16 protein-coding genes and 1 pseudogene are annotated in these 18,840 nt (G+C 61.6%); 6 read left to right on the forward strand and 11 right to left on the reverse strand.

The genetic code is table 11. The features are described 5' to 3' along the window. Positions 1 to 60 precede the first annotated feature (60 nt). The 5 genes and pseudogenes from GVL61_RS12650 to GVL61_RS12670 all read left to right on the forward strand — a co-directional run. Positions 61 to 807, forward strand: a complete 747-nt coding sequence (locus tag GVL61_RS12650; protein WP_159980550.1) for a MucR family transcriptional regulator — start codon at positions 61 to 63, stop codon at positions 805 to 807. A gap of 264 nt (positions 808 to 1,071) precedes the next feature. Then, positions 1,072 to 2,757 carry an acid phosphatase gene (gene acpA / locus GVL61_RS12655; RefSeq protein WP_159980552.1) on the forward strand — a complete coding sequence of 562 codons (1,686 nt, stop codon included), beginning with the start codon at positions 1,072 to 1,074 and terminating at the stop codon, positions 2,755 to 2,757. A 149-nt stretch (positions 2,758 to 2,906) separates the two neighbouring features. Continuing rightward, on the forward strand, positions 2,907 to 3,527 hold the full coding sequence (locus tag GVL61_RS12660) for a LysR family transcriptional regulator (protein WP_159980554.1): 621 nt from the start codon (positions 2,907 to 2,909) through the stop codon (positions 3,525 to 3,527). A 69-nt stretch (positions 3,528 to 3,596) separates the two neighbouring features. Continuing rightward, positions 3,597 to 3,809 carry a hypothetical protein gene (locus tag GVL61_RS12665; protein ID WP_159980556.1) on the forward strand — a complete coding sequence of 71 codons (213 nt, stop codon included), beginning with the start codon at positions 3,597 to 3,599 and terminating at the stop codon, positions 3,807 to 3,809. Between the two features lie 259 nt (positions 3,810 to 4,068). Further along, a pseudogene (locus GVL61_RS12670) lies at positions 4,069 to 4,205 on the forward strand (IS3 family transposase); the annotation flags it as partial. 177 nt (positions 4,206 to 4,382) lie between these two features. Here GVL61_RS12670 and GVL61_RS12675 read toward each other — a convergent pair. The 8 genes from GVL61_RS12675 to GVL61_RS12710 all read right to left on the reverse strand — a co-directional run bounded on the left by GVL61_RS12675 (position 4,383) and on the right by GVL61_RS12710 (position 13,368). Next, positions 4,383 to 4,940, reverse strand: a complete 558-nt coding sequence (locus GVL61_RS12675; RefSeq protein ID WP_159980558.1) for an ankyrin repeat domain-containing protein — start codon at positions 4,938 to 4,940, stop codon at positions 4,383 to 4,385. Further along, complete coding sequence (locus tag GVL61_RS12680) at positions 4,940 to 6,589, reverse strand: catalase (protein ID WP_159980560.1); 1,650 nt, start codon at positions 6,587 to 6,589, stop codon at positions 4,940 to 4,942. Before GVL61_RS12680 ends, GVL61_RS12675 begins: the two co-directional genes overlap by 1 nt. A gap of 274 nt (positions 6,590 to 6,863) precedes the next feature. After that, complete coding sequence (gene dmpG / locus GVL61_RS12685; RefSeq protein WP_159980562.1) at positions 6,864 to 7,895, reverse strand: 4-hydroxy-2-oxovalerate aldolase; 1,032 nt, start codon at positions 7,893 to 7,895, stop codon at positions 6,864 to 6,866. Then, the gene (locus tag GVL61_RS12690) at positions 7,892 to 8,836 is read right to left on the reverse strand and encodes an acetaldehyde dehydrogenase (acetylating) (RefSeq protein ID WP_159980564.1); all 945 of its coding nucleotides are present in this window, start codon (positions 8,834 to 8,836) and stop codon (positions 7,892 to 7,894) included. The genes dmpG and GVL61_RS12690 overlap by 4 nt, the downstream gene beginning before the upstream one ends. A gap of 6 nt (positions 8,837 to 8,842) precedes the next feature. Then, positions 8,843 to 9,619 (reverse strand): 2-keto-4-pentenoate hydratase, encoded by a 777-nt coding sequence (locus GVL61_RS12695; RefSeq protein WP_159980566.1) that lies wholly within the window; start codon positions 9,617 to 9,619, stop codon positions 8,843 to 8,845. 62 nt (positions 9,620 to 9,681) lie between these two features. Continuing rightward, positions 9,682 to 10,536, reverse strand: coding sequence for an alpha/beta fold hydrolase (locus GVL61_RS12700; RefSeq protein WP_159980568.1), 855 nt, complete (start codon positions 10,534 to 10,536; stop codon positions 9,682 to 9,684). A 34-nt stretch (positions 10,537 to 10,570) separates the two neighbouring features. Further along, positions 10,571 to 11,521 (reverse strand): 3-carboxyethylcatechol 2,3-dioxygenase, encoded by a 951-nt coding sequence (locus GVL61_RS12705; protein WP_159980570.1) that lies wholly within the window; start codon positions 11,519 to 11,521, stop codon positions 10,571 to 10,573. Next, on the reverse strand, positions 11,518 to 13,368 hold the full coding sequence (locus GVL61_RS12710) for a bifunctional 3-(3-hydroxy-phenyl)propionate/3-hydroxycinnamic acid hydroxylase (RefSeq protein ID WP_235037675.1): 1,851 nt from the start codon (positions 13,366 to 13,368) through the stop codon (positions 11,518 to 11,520). Before GVL61_RS12710 ends, GVL61_RS12705 begins: the two co-directional genes overlap by 4 nt. 24 nt (positions 13,369 to 13,392) lie before the next feature. Here GVL61_RS12710 and GVL61_RS12715 point away from each other — a divergent pair, with 24 nt between their 5' ends. Next, positions 13,393 to 14,196, forward strand: coding sequence for a helix-turn-helix domain-containing protein (locus tag GVL61_RS12715; protein WP_159980574.1), 804 nt, complete (start codon positions 13,393 to 13,395; stop codon positions 14,194 to 14,196). 89 nt (positions 14,197 to 14,285) lie between these two features. Here the strand turns inward: GVL61_RS12715 and GVL61_RS12720 are convergent, their stop codons facing one another. The 3 genes from GVL61_RS12720 to GVL61_RS12730 all read right to left on the reverse strand — a co-directional run bounded on the left by GVL61_RS12720 (position 14,286) and on the right by GVL61_RS12730 (position 18,791). Next, a complete protein-coding gene (locus GVL61_RS12720; protein WP_159980575.1) occupies positions 14,286 to 15,659 on the reverse strand; it encodes an amidohydrolase family protein in 1,374 nt (457 codons plus the stop codon). A 327-nt stretch (positions 15,660 to 15,986) separates the two neighbouring features. Then, complete coding sequence (locus GVL61_RS12725; protein WP_200844768.1) at positions 15,987 to 16,487, reverse strand: response regulator; 501 nt, start codon at positions 16,485 to 16,487, stop codon at positions 15,987 to 15,989. 825 nt (positions 16,488 to 17,312) lie between these two features. Further along, positions 17,313 to 18,791 (reverse strand): hypothetical protein, encoded by a 1,479-nt coding sequence (locus tag GVL61_RS12730; RefSeq protein WP_235037668.1) that lies wholly within the window; start codon positions 18,789 to 18,791, stop codon positions 17,313 to 17,315. Between the last annotated feature and the right edge of the window lie 49 nt (positions 18,792 to 18,840).

The raw sequence follows: 18,840 nt of genomic DNA on the forward strand, positions 1-18,840 counted from the left end.
CAATCGGGTTCGCTGATCGAAATGCAGCAGCGACTATACGGCACATTCCGGGAGAAACTCATGGCAGAAACCGAACAGCTCGATCTTACCACTCTGACGGTACAGCTCCTGAGTGCTTATGTGGCCAACAACAGCGTGGCGAGTACTGACCTTGCAGGGCTGATCCAGACGACCAGGGCAGCGCTTGCCGGCCAGGTGGAACCCGAACCCGCGCCGGTGCCCGAATATGCCCCGGCCGTGACCGTGCGCAAGAGCCTGGCTTCGCGTGATCATCTGCTCAGCCTGATCGACGGCAAGCCGTACAAAACGCTCAAGCGCCACCTTGCCAGCCATGGCCTGACCCCCGCCGAATATCGGGAACGCTACAACCTGCCCAAGGACTATCCGATCGTGGCCCCGGCCTATTCGGAAATGCGCCGGGAAGTTTCCGTGCGCCTGGGCTTGGGCCGTCGTCCCACTTCCGCGTCGCCGGTGACCGCACCGACGCAGGAAGCTGCGCCCGCAGCCAAGGCGAAGGCTGCTCCGAAAACGAGCGCACCGAAGAAGCCGCGCGCAGCGAAGGTCAAGGTAACAGAGGCAAGCGCACCCCCCAAGGCCGAAGCGCCTATATCGACGGACGCTCCCGCAAAGACGCCGCGCGGCGAGGCAAAAACCGCCGCCAAGAGCGTATCTACGAGCGCGCCCGAACCTACGCCCCCGGCCGATGCACCCAAGTCTCGCTCGAAGAAGGCCCCGGCCGATGCCGCGGCAAAGCCGGCCGCACGGCGCGCCCGGATGGCGAGGCCAAAAAACGCACCTGAAGCCTGAGCGACAAGCGCTCCACACGTACCAGGGTAGGGCCCATTTTCGGGCCCTACCCAAGGTTGGGGCAAGTCTTCGCATGTATTGCGAAGCGCGTATAAATTTGTCGATGCGTAGATGTAGACAGTAGGCGAAAGCAGTCGCTCAGCTGCCCCTGCGCCGCCTCACCCGGCCATGACAACGCTTGTGGCATTTGCAATTGACGTAGCCTGTGTCCTCGCCACAAGCGGCTCGCACTGCCTGTAGAGGGCTGCACTGCCGAGGAACGCCATGTCCAAGCACGATTCCGACCACCCAACGCCTTTCAATCCCGCCCCCCTGAAGGCTGACCGGCGCCAGTTCCTCGAGGGCCTGGCTGCACTAGGCGCAGCCGCTGCTGCAGGCGGCCCGGCCGCTGCTGCTCAGGCGCGGGAAACACACGGGAACCGCAAGGCCCCCGCCCGCCCGGTCAGCGACGCAAGGTTGCGCGAAGCGATTGACACGGTGGTGGTAATTTATGCCGAGAACCGCAGCTTCAACAATCTCTTCGCCGATTTCCCGGGGCTTGAGCAGCCACTTTCCTCCGTTCCCGCAGACCGCTCCATCCAGCGCGACCGCGACGGCAAACCATTCGACAAGCTGCCCAAGATCTGGGAAGGTCTGGTCCCGGACAAGCAAGTTGTCGAACACACCGAATACGCCATCGGACCGGACGACCTGCCGCTTCTGCCCAACGCACCCTTCGCGCTGAAGACCCCCGATGGCGATCCACTGCCTCAGGGCGTGGTGACGCGCGATCTCGTTCATGCCTTCTACCAGAACCAGTGGCAGATCAACGGCGGACGCAACGACGGTTTCGTCGCCTGGGGTGATAGCGGCGCGCTGGTCATGGGGCATTACGGCGATAGCCGGGCGCAGCTGCGCCTGTGGCAGACCGCACGCGAATTCACGCTCTGCGACAACTTCTTCATGGGCGCGTTCGGCGGTTCGTTCCTCAACCACCAATACCTGATCGCCGCGCAGCCGCCTTTCTATCCCGATGCCGACAAGGGCCCGCCCGCCAAGAGCATCGCCCAGATCGAGGGCGAAGACCCGGCCGGCATCCGGCTCAAGCTGGCAGCCAAGACGCCCGCCAGCGCGATGGACGGCCCTGCAAGCTTCGCGAGCAGCACCCTGACGCCCGACTTCTGGGCGGTCAACACCATGCTCCCGCCTTACGCGCCAACCTACCAGCTCGACCCCGCAAAGCCGGGTTATGCCGACTGGTCCAGCGGACACACGCTGCTGCCGCAGCAACACAAGACGATCGGCGATGTCCTTTCGGCGCGCGGGATCGGCTGGGCATGGTACGCTGGCGGCTGGAATGCGGCGCTGGGCGGCAAGGGCAACAACATGCAGTTCCCGTCGCGACCGAACTTCCAGCCTCACCACCAGCCGTTCAACTATTACGGCCGTTTCGCGCCGGGCACGAAAGACCGCGAGGAGCACTTACGAGACGCCGGCGAAGGCAGCACCGCACGCACCAACCACTTCCTTGCCGATGCCGAAGCTGGGCGCCTGCCGGCCGCCAGCTTTTACAAGCCGCAGGGCAATCTCAACATGCACGCCGGCTACTCGGACATCGACGCCGGTGACCGACATCTTGCCGCCGTGATCGATGCCCTGCGCGCCAGCCCGCAGTGGGAGCGCATGATGATAGTCATCACCTTCGACGAGAACGGCGGATGGTGGGATCACGTCGCGCCGCCAAAGGGTGACCGCTGGGGGCCCGGCACGCGCATCCCCGCCGTCGTCGTCTCGCCCCACGCGCGCGGCGGAACGGTGGATCACACGATCTACGACACCGGATCGATCGCACGCTTCCTCACCCGCCGCTTCGGGCTGGAGAAGTTGCCTGGCCTCCTCATGCGCGAAAAGGCCATGATCGCGGCGGGCGGCGTCGCCCCGGGCGATCTGACGGCGGCTCTCGACCTGTAAGACTGGCTGCGGGGGGCGGACCGCAAAGTGCCGTCCCCGCGCCTCCTTCCATTCCCGCTGATGTAGGCCTGCGATGCCGTGCCCAAAAAGCGCCATGCGAAGATCGCGTAGCCCATCATCGCGCAGGTATGGCAGCCCCTCAGGCGCCCATGAACCTGCCTGCCCGCCTTCAAAAGGCGCGGAGTGACAGGCACTTCACCCATGCAAATCCATGCCTTGCCGGAAAAACGTTCCGGCATGAACTCGCACCATGGACCTTTGGGCCGATCGCGACAATCAGGGTCCGTACCGCCGCGCTCACCTGGAGCATCCGCCAGCTGGAGGAAAGTCTGGGCCTTTCGCTGTTCGGCCGTGGCCCGTCCGGCATCCGCCCGACCGAAGCCTGCGAAACGCTGGTCGTTCGCGCCCGGCTCATCGTCAACGAACACAACCGCCTTCTCGCAAAAGTGGAGCGAACCAACCGCTCGCAGGTGATCGTCGTAGGCGTTCATCCGGTGCTGCTGAACAGCCAGTTTGCCCATACCGTGGCCGCCTTCCGCAAGCAGGAACCCACTGTCACCCTACGCGTGGTCGAGGCCTATAGCGCCGACCTCATTGCCCTGCTGCGGCGCGGAGAGCTGGATATTGCCTTCTCTGCGACACCGGACAGCGACGATGAAGAGATCGCCTTCGAACCGCTGCCTCGCCAGTATTACTCGGTGTTCGCGCGCGCGGACCACAAGATCTTCGGCGAGATCGCGGACGGCGGCCCGATCGGCGAACATGCCTGAGGCCCGGCGGACACCCCCAATATCGCCGCAGGGCGCCCAGCGAGCACCCTACAGCACGACAATGCCAACATGGTGCTGGAACTCCTCAACCGCTTCGGCATGACCGAAAGCGTGGTGGCGGTGCGTTCAGCCTCAATGCACCTCATCCGCCGCATGGTGCTGGACGGCGGCCTGCTCGGCATGATCCCGGAAAGCCAGTTCGCCACCGAACTGCGTGACGGCACCGCAAGGCAACATCGACGGCCCACCGCTGAGCCTGCTGTGGATCGAAGGCGGTTATGAGACGCTGGCCCGGCGCCACCTGAAATCGGCCCTGCGCATTATGCAAGCGCCGGAACGCCTCGAAATTATACCGGCATCGGATATCGCCGCATAAGGCTCGGTGCGGGGCGATAGAGCCTCGTTGTCACAGTTTAATATTGGTTCTCTGCTCCCACCGCGAAGCTCACCGGCGGACAGGCCTACTGGCGGGAGTAGGTATCCAGTTTCCCATCCCGCCTCCTTTTTGCCTGAAGCCTGATCGAACACGGCGCAAAGTACCGCGCGGCAGCTCAGGCATGAGGATGTTCTGACAGCGCTCGCCGACCTGTTCCGAATAACGGCGGCGAATTTATCGCGACTGCCGGCCTGAAATGGCTGCAACAGATCGGCGTCAAGACGCTCTGCATCGCTCCCGGGGGCGCATTCTCGGCAGTAGCTGCCGCTAAAGATGGGGTGCGTGCCGAAACCGAGAGCCCGGTATCGGGCGAATGCTGCCGCCTGTCAGATTTTCAGAACGGGCGACGACGACGGGGCCAGTTCAATTTCTATTGAGACCAACCACCGTCGCCGCGCCACCCCATTAAAGGCAGACTATCAATTAGTGCGTTTATACTTCGCAATCATGCTCGCCAACCCACCGTTACCTTGGGCCTCGGCGACTGAAGCTGCGGAACGGCCAGACGCATCTAGAATGTCCGGGTCTGCACCACTTTTAAGCAGCATTTCGATTTGCGCCGTGCGATCGAACAGCGACGCCATCATCAACGCTGTCTGACCCGCCTTGTTACGGGCGTTGACGTCGCATTTCTCTTTCAACAAGCGCGCGGCGATCCGGTCGTCGCCCTTGAAGGCAACGCCCATCTGTGCGGTATTGCCCTGCCCGAGATCAGGCTTGCATGCATCCGCTCCGGCTTTGATCAGAGCCTCCACCGCATCGGCCTGGCCGTTATAGGCCGCCAGGATCAACGGCGTGAACCCTCGCTCCTGGTAGCCGTTCACGTCGGCGCCATTCTCAACCAGGAGCGGGATCAGCTCTGTCCGTCCCAGTTTTGCCGCTTCGAAGAGCAACTCCTGCCGCCGCTCTTGCGGCGGCAGGGTCGTGGCTTGCGCAGGCGCGGAAGCCAGAAGGGATGCTACATACAGGGCAAGCATCACTGCTTGCCTGCGTAACGGGCTTCCACTGCGGTCTGATACTCGGCAACCGCGCGGTCGACTTCGCTCATCTGCACATTGACGGCCTTGGCCAAGCGGGCGCCGAGATCCTTGTCAGCCTGCGTGAAGTAGCTGACCATGATCACCCGGGTGCGAACCGAAGTCACCGCACCAAGGTCACCGGCAAGGTTCTTGACGAGGTCAGCCTTGTCCGCCGGCTTGAGCGAGCGATAGAACATGCCGGCCTGATCGAAGGGTTCGGTCTTCGAGATAGGCGCGGTCTGGACGATCGCATCGATCTTGTAAGGCGTGGGTGCAAACGCCGGGTCCACCGACTTGCCCTGCGCCACGGAGGGGAAATAGTTCACCTCGACCTTACCGGTCGCTGCGTCGAGCTGGCCGTCCTGGTAGTTGTTGACCACCGGAACGCGCGGGCGATTGACCGGCAGGTCCATTACGTTCGCACCGATGCGGTAGCGCTGGGTATCGGAATACGAGAACAGCCGCCCCTGGAGCATGCGGTCAGGCGAAGCCTCGACCCCCGGCACCATGTTGGCCGGTGCGAATGCCGACTGCTCGGTCCAGCGGAAGAAATTCTCGGGCACCTGGTTAAGCGTCATCTCGCCGACCTTGCGGAAGGGTGCATCCAACCATTCCTTGGTGTCGTCGAACGGATTGAAGGTCAGCTTGCCGAGTTCTTCCGCAGTCATGGTCTGAACCATGAGATCCCATACCGGGAAGTCGCCAGCCGCGATGGTGCCGTACAAATCATCGGTCAGGTAGTTTGCCGGCGCCTTGGCGGCAGCGTCGCCGTTCAGGCTCTTGACGCCCTGGCGGCTGATCCAGCGAAACTTGGCGAACGTAACCTTGCCGTCCTTGTCAACGAGCTTGAACGCGTGGACGCCGTTGCCATCCATCGTGCGGTACGAAGCGGGCGTGCCCAGGTTCGAATAGACATGGACCAGCATGTTGGTCGCCTCAGGCGTGCCGGAAAAGAATTCGAACGAGCGGTTGGGATCCTGCTTGTTGGTCACCGGCGAAGGCTTGAGCGAGTGGATCATGTCGGGGAACTGGATCGCATCGCGGATGAAGAAGATCGGCAGGTTGTTACCGACGAGGTCCCAGTTGCCCTGGTCCGTGTAGAACTTGACCGCGAAGCCGTGCGGGTCGCGCATGCCTTCAGGCGAGCCCGAAGGGTGGATCACCGTCGAGAAACGAACGAACACCGGCGTTTCCTTGCCGGGCTGGCCGAAGAGCGAAGCCTTGGTTATGTCCGAAAGGTCCGCCGTCGCCCGGAAGACGCCCTGCGCGCCCGTACCGCGGGCGTGAACGACGCGTTCCGGCATACGCTCACGGTCGAACCGGGCCAGCTTTTCGATCAGCGTGGTGTCTTCAAGGAGAACCGGTCCGGTATCCCCGGCGGTGAGCGAATTACGATTGGAGCCGATCGGGGCGCCATTATCGCGGGTCATCTGCGGAACGGGTCCGCTGGGAGCGCTGGCCTGCGTCGGCGCCGGCTTGGGTGCGGCCATCGGCGCAGCAACGGTGGTCATGCGATCTTCGACCTGAGTAGCCGTCTGGCCAATTACCGGCGTGAACGGGGTAATCGAAATGGCAGTAGCAAGCAAAATGGTATTGGAACGCTTCATGGTAACTCTCCTAATGCCGGGCAGCTTTGCACCCTGGACGCCCTGCGCTCCAGCAGCATAGGCTGATTACAGTAATCGGGTAAAACGTTCATCCAGCAGCAAGTTTTCAGCACTGGATACTCGCAAGCCCGGGCGCCACCTCACAAACAGAACCCGGCGGATATGGCTCATATCCGCCGGGTTCTGTTTGTGAGGTGGCGCCTGGCGGATTTGGGCTCAAATCCGCGAATGCCTTGAAGGCCGGCGATGTAGAATAATCGCCGGCCCTATATGCTCAGGCTGACTTTTCCTTCAGCATGTCGAGGGCTACGTCCACGATCATGTCCTCCTGTCCGCCCACCATCTTGCGGCGCCCCAGTTCGACGAGGATCGCACGCGTATCGATCCCATATTCCGCCGACGCTTTTTCGGCATGGCGCAGGAACGAGGAGTAGACCCCGGCATAACCGAGCGTAAGCGTTTCGCGATCGACGCGAACCGGCCGATCCTGAAGCGGGCGGACGAGTTCTTCGGCTGCATCCATCAGGGCATAGAGATCGGCGCCGTGGTTCCAGCCATAACGGTCGGCGGCGGCGATGAAGACTTCGAGCGGAGCGTTGCCCGCACCGGCACCCATGCCGGCCAGGCTGGCATCAACCCGGACCGCGCCATTCTGCACGGCGACAATCGAATTGGCGACGCCAAGGCTGAGGTTGTGGTGAGCGTGGACACCGCGCTGCGTCTCCGGCTTCAAGACCCGGTCGTAGGCCTGAAGGCGGGCAGCATATTCATCCATGTTCATCGCGCCGCCGCTGTCGGTCACGTAGACACAATGCGCACCGTAGCTTTCCATCAGCTTGGCCTGCTGCGCGAGCGATTCCGGATCAGTCATGTGACCCATCATCAGGAAGCCAGAAACATCCATGCCGAGCGAGCGGGCATAATCGATATGCTGCCTGGAAACGTCTGCCTCGGTGCAATGCGTCGCCACGCGAACCGAGCGTACACCCAGGTCATACGCATGCTTCAGGTCGTGGATCGTGCCGATACCCGGGAGCAGCAGCGTGGTGAGAACGCTATGCTCCAGGACTTCCGCAACCGCGCCGATCCAGTCCCAATCAGTATGCGCGCCAAAGCCATAGTTGAACGAACTGCCGGACAGACCGTCGCCGTGGGCCACTTCGATGGCATCGACCTTGGCGCGGTCGAGCGCCTTGGCGATCGCCTGCACCTGATCAAGCGTGTATTTGTGGCGCACGGCATGCATGCCGTCACGCAGCGTGACGTCCTGGATGTAAATCTTGTCGGCGATGGGATTGAAGGTCATGCTGCAGCTCCTTCACGAATATTCAGTGCGATCTTTTCAGCAGTTTTGAGCGCGGCCGAAGTCATGATGTCGAGGTTGCCTGCATAGGCCGGCAGGTAGTGGGCAGCGCCCTCTACTTCAAGGAAGACGCTAACCTTGATGCCCGTGAAGTAGCCGCCCATCTCGGGAATGTGCAGCGGCTGGTTGGAACCGATATGTTCGAACTGCACGGCCTGCTTCATGCGGTAGCCCGGCACATAACTCTGCACGTCCGCGACCATGGCTTCCACCGACTTGGCGATGGCATCAGTATCCGCCTCTTCGCACAGGCAGTAGACGGTATCGCGCATGATCAGCGGCGGTTCGGCCGGATTCAGCACGATGATCGCCTTGCCGCGTGTCGCACCGCCGACAGCCATGATCGCCTGGCTGGTGGTTTCGGTAAACTCGTCAATGTTGGCGCGGGTGCCCGGACCTGCGCTCTTCGAAGCGATCGAGGCGATGATTTCGCCGTAATGGACCTTCGCCACGCGATTGATGGCCGCCACGATCGGAATTGTCGCCTGACCGCCGCACGTCACCATGTTGACGTTGCGGGCATCGAGCGCGCTGTCACCATTTACTGCAGGCACGACGTAGGGACCGATAGCCGCTGGCGTCAGGTCGACGACATATTTGCCGTGCTGCTGCAGGATTTCGTTGTTGCGCTTATGGGCGCCGGCCGAGGTCGCATCGAAGACGATGGCGATCTTGTCGAAATTGGGCATTTTGACGAGGCCGTCAATGCCCTCCGCCGTGATGGGAACGCCCATCCGTGCGGCGCGCTTGAGGCCATCGGATTCCGGATCGATGCCGACGAAGGCACCCATTTCCAGCGTTTCCGACAGCCGCATGATCTTGATCATCAGATCAGTGCCAATATTGCCCGATCCAATGATCGCGACGGGAATCTTACCGCTCATGTCCGTTCAATCCTTGTAGCTGAAGGAGACGGTGCCAAGGCCGCCAATAGTGACCTTGATCTCGTCGCCGGAAAACAGGGGGACCATGGGTCCCAGCGCGCCGGTCAGAATAATGTCGCCTTTGCGCAGTGGCTCGCCGCGCGCTGCCAGCGTGTTGGCAAGCCAGGTTGCCGCCTTGATTGGGTGGCCGAGGCAGGCGGCCCCGGCACCCAGAGATGCTACTTCACCGTTGCGTTCCAGCACCATACCGCAGGACCACAGATCGAGACCCTCCAGCGAGCGGCGCTCCTCGCCCAGAACGAACAGTGCCGACGAACCATTGTCGGCGACAGTATCGGCGAAAGTGATATTCCAGTCGGCGATGCGGCTATCGACAATCTCGATGGCTGCGGCAGCCTCAGAGATGGCCGCAACCATTTCCGCTTCGCTGATCTCGCGGGCTGGCAGGTCCGCACCGATGATGACCGCAATTTCTGCCTCCGCCTTGGGCTGGAGCAGCGTGCTCGGCGACACGTTGCCGCCATTGGGGACATCCATGTCGGCGAAAAGCACCCCGAAATCAGGCTGGTCGACGCCGAGCTGCGTCTGCACGGCCTTCGCCGTCAGGCCAACCTTGCGACCGACAATACGCCGCCCCATGGCTTCCCAGAAGCGTGTGTTGACGGCCTGAATGGCATAGGCGCCATCGGCGTCGGTGGGATCAAGCGTATCGCGAAGCGGCGCGATGGCGCCCTGCGTATAGGCATTGCGAAGCCGTTGGGCGGCGGTGTCAATTTTCGACATTGGCTGTCATCCGATCATTTTGCGAAGCGGGCAAAAATGCCTGGAAAGGCGAGGTGTACGGATCAATGACTCAGGAAATCGAGCACCAGACGGTTGAATTCACCGGCATGTTCCCACTGCGCCCAATGGCCGCACTGGTTGAAGATATGCAGGCGCGAATTCGGAATCCCGGCGACCAGGCGCAGCCCGGTATCCATGGGAACGACCCGGTCCTGACGCCCCCAGATGATCAGCGTCTGAGCGCTGATAGAGGGCAGGCGCGGTCCGAAATCAGGGAACTGGCGCGGGTTGAGTTCCTGCGACTTGATGAAGTTTTCCAGGTGATCGCGGCGCCCCAGCATATTGGCCAGACGGGCCTGCAACAGGTCGTCGGTCAGTACGCTCGCGTCGAAGACGAACACGTCGTTGAACTTCTTCAGGCTCTCAACCGAAGGTGCGCGGTACAGCGCATTCAGCAGCTTGAGGCCTTCCGAGGGCATCGGCGTAAACAGGCTGGCACCGCCGGTGCCGCCGCCCATTAGGACGAGCTTACCGATCTGATCGGGATAGGTGAGCGCAAAGGCAGTCGCGCTGTGGCCGCCCATCGAATTGCCCAGGATATTGATTTTGCCGATACCCAGTGCGTCGATCACACCCTTTACGACCCTGGCGTTGAGGTCGGAGCGCGAACCGGCATTGACGACGCTGTCGCTCTTGCCCCACCCGGGGCAATCGATCAGCAGCACGCGATAGCCCGCTTCGACCAGCGGATCGATATTGCGGTTGAAATTGGCCCAGCCACTGGCGCCGGGGCCGGAACCGTGCAGCATCACCACGACGTCCTGGCTTTCGCCCAAATCGTGATAATGGATATTGAGGTCGGTATCGCCTTCGCGAACTGTGACGAAGCGGCTTGAAGTGGTTTCGTTGGCTGTCATGGTCATGGCTCCAATCGGAATATGGTGAGGGGCGTCAGGCGCCCAGAGGCCGGGCGGAGATCGCCCCAAAGCCCGCGATCCATTCGGGGATCTCGCGATAATAGCGGTGCTCGGCGGCATGGGGCCCGAAACGCGACAGGGCAGCGAAAGCTGCGGCCCAGGTCTTGACCTCATGCGCGGACCGCCCGGCGATCGCGCTGAGCATATCGTTGCCAAGCATATCCAACTCGGTCATTTTCTGGCCTGCGAGAATGTCGAGGAAACCATTGTCCCAAGCCGGGTTGATCGGATGAAGGCTGGTCTGGTCTTCCACGAAAGCACGGGCTGCGTTGATGACCCGATCGGTCCTCGCCGCGCGGGCTTCGGGGGAAAGGTTACGGCCACCGCCGAGCAGCCCCTCGCGAACCTTTTCCGATGCCGTCGCATATTCAGGCACGGGTGGCTGGTGAGAGAGCCCGCCAGAACCGATCAGCAGGACCCGCTTACCGGTACCGCGCGCCCAGTTACCGATTGCTTCCCCAAGCGCACGGGTGCGCTGGAAGGTGGGAAGCGGAGCGCCCACTGCATTGATGAAGACCGGAATGGTCGGCACCCGGTCCAGCCCGCCCAGCAGGAAATCCAGGGGTTGGGCAAAGCCGTGATCGACCTGCATTCGATGCGTGACCGCGACATCAACGCCATCCTCGATAACGGAGGTGGCGCAATCGAGCGCCAGATCGAACGGCACGAGGATTTCGCCTGCCGCCGAACCGAAATCGCCAATCGCATGAGCGGAGGTGCCGATGCAGAAGGACGGCATGATATCGTAGAAGAAGCCGTTGAAGTGATCGGGCGAGAAAAGCACGACCAGTTCAGGCTGGAATGCCGCGATCCGTGCGCGGGCATCGGCGATCATCTTGTTGACCTCGTCCAGCACCGGGCGCGGCGGATCGACAAAACCCACCAGCGGCGTGTGCGAGAGGCACTGCAGCATGATATCGATCATCGCACGGCCTCCTCGATCACGCTACGGGCCATTCCCGAAGCGGCTGGCGTTGCGGCCGGTGCGCGGACGCCCCCGGCTTGTGGCTTGTGAAGGTGCAGCGCAGCGGCGAACAATTCGATGGTTTCGCCGATCTGCTGCGGGGTGCAGGTCGCACCGACGAAGCGATCCGGCCGCAGCAGCACAACCCCTTCGCTACGCCCGTCGAACCATTTCTGCAGCTTGCCGCCCTTGTCGCCGATGACGGTATGGCCGGGCTGCGTGGCGAGTTCGTGAGCAAACTGGGTGCTGGGCACCGCGCGGATCAGGCGGATGCCGATCTGGTCCACGATCGCCTTCGCCTCGGGGCTCAGCCAACGCTCGGGATTGATGCCCCAGGCAAGCAGCGCGAAGTTCGGGCCGATGACATCATCGAGCTTCCGCTCGCCGTCAGCTGTCTGCACATCAGGCTGCGGGAACATCCGCCCGACTGGAGATGCATCGTCGAACCCATTCGCATAGACCAGCGCACCGTCACGGTAGCGCGGCATCGGCTTGAAGCGCATTTCCAGGAAATAGCGCTTCACCGGCGGAATGGCGCCCAGCACCCAGGTGAAGGTATCGCGCAGCTTCACGATCACCGGATTGGTCGGCGAGAAAATCTTGCCCACGGTTTCCGACAGATCGATCATCGCCTTGGCGTGATCGCGGCGTTCGGCCTGATAGGTGTCGAGCAGTTTGTCGTCGGCCAGGTCTTTGACGACCAGCGCCACCTTCCAGCCAAGATTGGCGGCGTCGCGAATGCCGGTGTTATACCCCTGCCCCTGCCACACCGGCATGATGTGCGCGGCATCGCCGGCCAGGATGATCCGGCCCTTGCGGAAGCTGTCGGCAAGACGGGCATTGTGGGTATAGACCCGCGCACGAATGATATCGACGTCATCGGGATTGCTGACGACCTTGGCCAGCATTTCGCGGAGGACGGGTTCCGGGACGGTATCGCCTACGGCCTCGCCATCCTTGAGCATGAATTCAAAGCGGCGCAGTCCGTGGGGAAGCGCGATCGAAACATAAGGGCGCGGGGGCTGGCAGTGGAGATAGGAACCAGGCGTACCGATCGGATCGTTGGCGATGTCGACGACGATCCAGCGGTTAGCGTCGGTTGCTCCCTTGAAGCCGATCTTCAGCGCCTTGCGCGTGGCACTCGCACCGCCATCGCATGCGATGACATAGCGCGCGCTCGTTCCTACCTGCGTGCCGTCGGCGAGCTTGATCGACGCAGCGACACCGTTGGGTGTTTCCGTCAGCTCTTCGACGAAAGCACCGAAAATGAGGCGAACGCGCGGGAAGCGCTTCAAGCCATCAGCCAAGGCGCGATCGACCAGCGGCTGGATGAAACCATTGCGGCGCGGCCAGCCGAATTCATCGGTCCGCGGGTCGAGCGACGCGAAAATGCGGCCTTTGCCGTTGGTGAAATGCATTACCTGATGGGGGCTTACGTGCGGCAGTACCTGCTCGACCAATCCGGCGGACTGGATAGCACGAAGAGTTTCATCATCCATGCCGACGCCGCGGGGATAGTCGATCAATTGCGGCAGTCGTTCGACGACCGTCACGTCCAGACCTTGGGCGCCGAGATAATTTGCCAGCAGCAAACCGACCGGCCCCGCCCCGACGATGATAACGTCACTGGCTTGGTTCAAACTTCGCTCTTTACTCATTTGCAATCCTCTCGACGCCTGATTGTGTGTTTCGCACTTCTCGGGGCGCGTTCGATTAAGGTCGTGACTCCGAAATACCGGGGTCATGTCTGACGCCAATTTGCTCGCCATCGCCGGGGAGGGCAAAGGGGGTGACAATTTTGTGCACACGGTGCACAAGGTGTCATGGTCAAAATGGACGATCGTTATTCGCCGGTACGCGCCCTTTCCCGGGGCCTTGAAGTGTTGGCAGAACTCAACCGCTGCGGCCGGGCAACGCCGGCGCAGATCGCCAAAAGCACCGGAATCGACCGAACGACCACCTATCGCTTGCTCGCAACGCTCGAGCGGGATGGCTATGTCGGTCGAAGCCCTTCCGATGACCGCTATGTGCTCAGCCCCGCTGTTCGTTCCTTGAGCGAGGGATTTAATGAAACCGACGAGATAAGCGGCATCGTCGCGCGTGAACTGGGGATATTGCTAGCGGACGTGCACTGGCCGTCCGACTTCATGACCTTTGAAATGGGGCAGATGATAATCCGGGAAACGACGCATCGTTTCAGCCCCTATTCCATCCATCGCGCAATGGTCGGACGCCCAAGGCCGTTACTGTTCAGTGCTGCCGGACGCGCTGTTCTTGCGGCGAATCCCGAGCGCGAGCGCAATGAAATGCTCTCGGTTGCCAAGGGAACAGGCGCGCTGAGCGGGAGCCAAGCCGAAATTCAGCAGATGGTCGCGTATCTCCTGAACGACTACGAAAAGCGAGGCTACGCCTGGTCCGTCGGCGGCACAGAATCCCATATCAGCGCGATAGCGCTCCCCGTGATACGAGGAGACCGCGTGGCTGGTGGGCTCAACATCGTCTTTTTTCGCAGTGCATTATCGATCGATGCAGCGGTAGAGCGCTTCCTTCCCATTATGCGAGAGCGCGTGAGAGAGATTGAACTGCAACTGCTCGAGGGGAAACCCGCCAATCCCGGTTTCGCGCTCAAAAGTTGAATGTCAGCGGGCTGCCGCCCCGCCCTGCCGCAGGAGCGCTCATCGTAGGTGTGGCGTGAACTAAAGCGAACGCGCGGCACCCATGCGAACTATGCCGGGATGGAGCCGAGCTGGTTTTTCCACACTCTGCCGTCCTTCATGATCACAACCAGATTGCGTTCGTAATCCTGGAGCAGGTTGATATCGCGCGTCGGATCGCCGTCGACCAGCAGCATGTCCGCCCACGCGCCTCGCTCGATCGTACCGAGCCGTGCCTCCTTGTAGGGATTGCGCTCGCCGCTGAGGGCAAAGAGTTCGCAATTGCCCGAGGTGGCGATTTGTAGCGTGCCTACGGCGCCGAACACCTTGGCGAAGCGGGTCAACAGCCGGGACTGCGCGCCGGTGCCTTCCGGTTGGAAAAGAAGATCGGTGCCAAACGCCACGCGGGTGCCGGCCGCCTTGGCCCAGGTCGCGACGCGGTCCCAATGGCTTGTCGGCTCGGCCTTTGCGATCTGTTCCGGTGTGAGCGGATTGTCTCCCGCTTCGAAGGGCTGCAGGCTCAGCCATACGCCCTTGTCGGCCATAACCTTCAGTGTCGGCACATCGACCATGTGGCCATGCTCGATCGAACGGACTCCCGCTTCTATGGCTCGGCGAATGCCTGGCACGGTATAAACATGCGCGCAGACATAAGTGCCCCAGTCGGTGGCGACCTGAACGGCGGTCCTGATCTCCTCCGGCGTATATTGCAGCGAGTCGATCGGGTCGGAGTCGGAAATCACGCCGCCGCCCAGCGCAATCTTGATCTGGCTGGCGCCACGGCGAAGCTGCATCCGCGCCGCCGCCGCCACTTCGGCTGGGCCGTCGGCGATCGTGAAAGCGCCGATCTCCTCGAAACGCGACGGGCGGCCGCCAAGTGGCACAGGGCGGGCATAGGCAGGCCCAAAATCGCCGTGACCTCCGGTTTGCGAGATCAGCGCGCCGCTTGGAAAGACGCGCGGGCCGGGAATGGCGCCGGCATCAATCGCCTGCTTCAGGCCGAAGGTCGGGCCTCCGGTATCGCGGATCGTGGTGAAGCCACGCATGAGCGTCCGCTCCGCCTCGGCCACGGCATAAGCATACATCAGCCCGGTATCGGCTGCCTCCATGTTCGCCAGGGTGTTCGGCGCGAAGACCATGTGCCAATGGGCGTCGGTCAAACCCGGCATCAGCACACGGCCACCACCGTCGATCGTCTGAGCCCCCTCGGGCGGCTGAATCGCCCCGTCCGCGATTTCGGCGATCTTGCTGCCCACGACCAGAACACTCGCATTGCGCAGCGATCCGCTAAGCCCATCGAACAGGCGAATATTGCTGAAACAGATCGCAGCGGGCCGCTCAGGCTGGCGCGCCTGCGCCACCGCCGGCAGAGTCAGCGAACACGCGGTAGATGCCAGGAACAACCGGCGGGAAATCAGGGAATTCGTGCGATCGGTAGTGCTCATTCTTGCCTCCCGGGAGTTCAACGGATCACAGTACGCGCGATAGTCACGCGCCGATTAAAGGGCGCGCTTGACGGGTAATACCTAAACCCATGGTGCCGTTCCACAAAGAGGCTGCGGCTCGGAAAAGGCAGGTCCGGATCCGGACCTTCGGACATTCCGGCGCTGGTTGCACGCAGTTCGTGCGCAAGATCGCACCGACCACCGGCCTAGTACCGAAGAGTTCGGGTTCAGCTGGACCTTTCGTTGCGATAAATTGAACCATCACAAAGAGTTGGCGAGTCCTGCGCTTCGCCAAAATTGAATTACCCGCAGAGCATGGGGGGCAACCTAGCTCTTCCCGACCAGCACGGCTGCTTCGCGGGCTGCAAACGACTCCAGCCGTCGATGTCGCGCTACGTGCTCTGGTTCTGTTTCATCCTGCACACCGACTGCCAGTGCCGGCTCTTCGAACGCCCCGAGCAAATCGTTCAGAACATCGATCAGCACCTGCGGCCGCACGGGTTTCGTAAGGACGATATGTTCCAACATCATCATCAACTGCGCAGGAAGGAGTTGGTAGCCGCTAAGGAAGAGGTACCGAAACGGACGGGCGCGAAGTGTGGCATGCTCCTGAATGCGAGTGACGATCGAAAGACCGGAATCCCTGCCTAACCGGACATCGCAAGAAAGCACCCGTATCGAAGGATTGGCCTGTAGCGCAGTCATGGCATCGTCGAGGTTGGACACCCCTATCGCCATGACCCCGTGGAGGCCCATGAAAGTCAGCATCTCCTCGACGATCGCATCATCGTCGTCGATCAGGAGAACGACCGCCTTTTCATTCCCCATGCAAATACCTCATCTTTCTTTCCCTGGGCGAGGTTACCCCCTTGCTGCCCAGAACGGGGATGGGCGAATCTAGAGCGCTCAAAGGTCTATTCTCACGCGACCTACTCCTTCGAAGGCGGGAGCATTCGCTAAATGAATCTACTCCGACATTTCGATCCTGGAAAATCGCGTCGATCCACCTTCCAACTATTTGTAATAGTTCAATTTATGGCAACAATAGATACCACTTATAATGGACTATTCCGTTACGGTTGAACCACTAATATACTCCGCCTCTCCGGCCAGACACGTCGCCGATAGGTATCGACTCGGCTCAACACGGCCATTGCAGCACCCCACTGGAACATCAATTTGCCAAGCGCGGAATTGTTCTTTGCAGCGGGCATATCAAAGATCAAAGATCAATGCAGTCGATGGCCCATACCGTCGGGGTATGTCTTATAATCGATTGGCGACTTCAGCGCCACATCGCCCGATTTTTCGCTGCTGAAGGTTGAACAATTCCGACACCGGAGCAAGGCTAGATTTTGGCGAAAAAGGCGCTCATCTACGCGCTCTCGCGCGGATTCACCGGTAAGCTACTGTTTGCCTGATACCCTCAGACGCCCGCCCGCCGTCATCCTGACCGGCCGCAAAGCGGCAGATTTCGAAGCGTATTGTGGCTTAATCAGTCCGCCAGCACGCTGGACGCGTTGCTGGCGGACAAGGACTACGGTGCCCTCGCAGCCGACGACGATCAGGTGGCCAACACCTTCCTGGCAATGCTCCATCTCTCTGCCGCCAGATACAGACTCAATTCGGCCCCCAACCAGGCCGCAATGGCCATCACTGGCATGACTGATTAGCTGCACCGGGGACGGTCAGAAAAGTGATCGTTGCCGGCGCAAAGGCCACTTTGCCCGCCGATACCGCCACGCCCTTTAGCGCTGGCAGGCTATCGTTGGGACCGAGCGCAAGCGATTGACCGTTCAGGCGGACGGATTTGCCGTCGAGTTTGACCGCGTCCAAAGTGTATCGTTCGGATGCCAGCGGCAGGCGCAGCGAGCGGGGCTGGGCCTTATCGTTGTTGATGACCAACAGTGTCACGGCGCCGGGGCTATTGCGCTGACATTGGGCGTAGACATGCAGCCCTTCCTGAAGCGGGATGCCCGATTCCAGAATGGTCGTTCCCATCAGCTGACGCCAGAGCAGCGCCGCCCAATAGTTTGGCTTTGGCTCAAGCGTATTTTCATCCAGCAACCCATAGTCACTGGCGACCAGCGTATTATGCGCGACCACTTGGACGCCAGCCTTGGCGAGACGTCCCAATTGATCGAGATAGCGGAAGCTGTCGGTGAAGGTTCCGCCCCAGGGGTTGCCGCCACACGCCGCGTCGGCGACTTCCGTCAACCACATCGGCTTGCCCGGTTCATAACGGTCCCGCAGGCCGCCGTAAAAGGCCAGGGTCTCGCTGGTGCGCCCGAGCCACTCCTCCGAAAGCGCGTCGGACTCCTTGGTCTGGGGCATGCCAGTCGCCAGGCAGCGCTGCGATGCGGCGCCATAATGGTGATAGGAAAAAGCGTCGACGCCCGGTCCCGATGCTGCCAGCATGGCGCCCGTCTTGACGATTTCCATCGTGCCGTATTCCATTGACCAGGGGCCGGGCGTTTCGCCTACCGAACCCGGTCCCAGAATGATCATGTCCGGTGCCGCGCGGTCGGCAAACGCCTTGAACAGCTTGAAATCGCGGCCATAATCGGCGGCATCGTAACCCTTGGGCGCGCCGCCCATCGCAGCCATCGAAGGCTCGTTCATATATTCGGCAGCAGCGATCCGGCCGCCGACTTCGCGGGTGAAGTCAAGCCAGCGCTGCGCCTCGTTGGATGTCCATTTGCCACTGGCATCACGCACACCGGGGCTCGTCGCGAAAGAGGTGACGATTTCGCCATCGACGGCCTTCGCAAAGTCTACGACGCCTTTCCACTGTGCGCGGCTCAGGACGCCGTTATACCCTGCAGGTGGCTTGGACGGCGGCGTATCGGTATCGGCAAGCCATGTCGTATTGGCCCAGGTGCCGCTGACCCGAACATAAGCTGGCCCAAGAGCCGCCGCGAGCGTGCGCAGGCGTGGATTGGTGAGGTCCATGGGCGGGCGATATTGATAGATATTGGGGTCCATGCCGACTGGCGTCGCGGCGTCTGCCTGGGGCGTCGACGTGGTTCCCGTCTTTGCGCCATAGGCTTTCCAGAACGCGCCGCCGGTCACTTCCAGCATTTCGACATTGTAAGATTGGAACCGTTCTCCGACCGTTCCGATCTTACGCATGTCGGCCGGCGAAACAGACGGGGGCGGGGATGTATTCCGGGCTATCGTC

The organism is Novosphingobium sp. 18050, from assembly GCF_902706195.1.
Classification (GTDB): Bacteria; Pseudomonadota; Alphaproteobacteria; order Sphingomonadales; family Sphingomonadaceae; genus Novosphingobium.

Bases quoted from the DNA above. Each gene is read 5' to 3' on its own strand.
- GVL61_RS12695 (WP_159980566.1), bottom strand. From the start codon at position 9,619: ATGTCGAAAATTGACACCGCCGCCCAACGGCTTCGCAATGCCTATACG.
- GVL61_RS12715 (WP_159980574.1), top strand. From the start codon at position 13,393: ATGGACGATCGTTATTCGCCGGTACGCGCCCTTTCCCGGGGCCTTGAA.
- GVL61_RS12700 (WP_159980568.1), bottom strand. From the start codon at position 10,536: ATGACAGCCAACGAAACCACTTCAAGCCGCTTCGTCACAGTTCGCGAA.
- GVL61_RS12675 (WP_159980558.1), bottom strand. From the start codon at position 4,940: ATGCTTGCCCTGTATGTAGCATCCCTTCTGGCTTCCGCGCCTGCGCAA.
- GVL61_RS12680 (WP_159980560.1), bottom strand. From the start codon at position 6,589: ATGAAGCGTTCCAATACCATTTTGCTTGCTACTGCCATTTCGATTACC.
- GVL61_RS12730 (WP_235037668.1), bottom strand. From the start codon at position 18,791: ATGCGTAAGATCGGAACGGTCGGAGAACGGTTCCAATCTTACAATGTC.
- dmpG (WP_159980562.1), bottom strand. From the start codon at position 7,895: ATGACCTTCAATCCCATCGCCGACAAGATTTACATCCAGGACGTCACG.
- GVL61_RS12660 (WP_159980554.1), top strand. From the start codon at position 2,907: ATGAACCTGCCTGCCCGCCTTCAAAAGGCGCGGAGTGACAGGCACTTC.
- GVL61_RS12705 (WP_159980570.1), bottom strand. From the start codon at position 11,521: ATGATCGATATCATGCTGCAGTGCCTCTCGCACACGCCGCTGGTGGGT.
- GVL61_RS12725 (WP_200844768.1), bottom strand. From the start codon at position 16,487: ATGGGGAATGAAAAGGCGGTCGTTCTCCTGATCGACGACGATGATGCG.
- GVL61_RS12650 (WP_159980550.1), top strand. From the start codon at position 61: ATGGCAGAAACCGAACAGCTCGATCTTACCACTCTGACGGTACAGCTC.
- acpA (WP_159980552.1), top strand. From the start codon at position 1,072: ATGTCCAAGCACGATTCCGACCACCCAACGCCTTTCAATCCCGCCCCC.
- GVL61_RS12665 (WP_159980556.1), top strand. From the start codon at position 3,597: ATGGTGCTGGAACTCCTCAACCGCTTCGGCATGACCGAAAGCGTGGTG.
- GVL61_RS12720 (WP_159980575.1), bottom strand. From the start codon at position 15,659: ATGAGCACTACCGATCGCACGAATTCCCTGATTTCCCGCCGGTTGTTC.
- GVL61_RS12690 (WP_159980564.1), bottom strand. From the start codon at position 8,836: ATGAGCGGTAAGATTCCCGTCGCGATCATTGGATCGGGCAATATTGGC.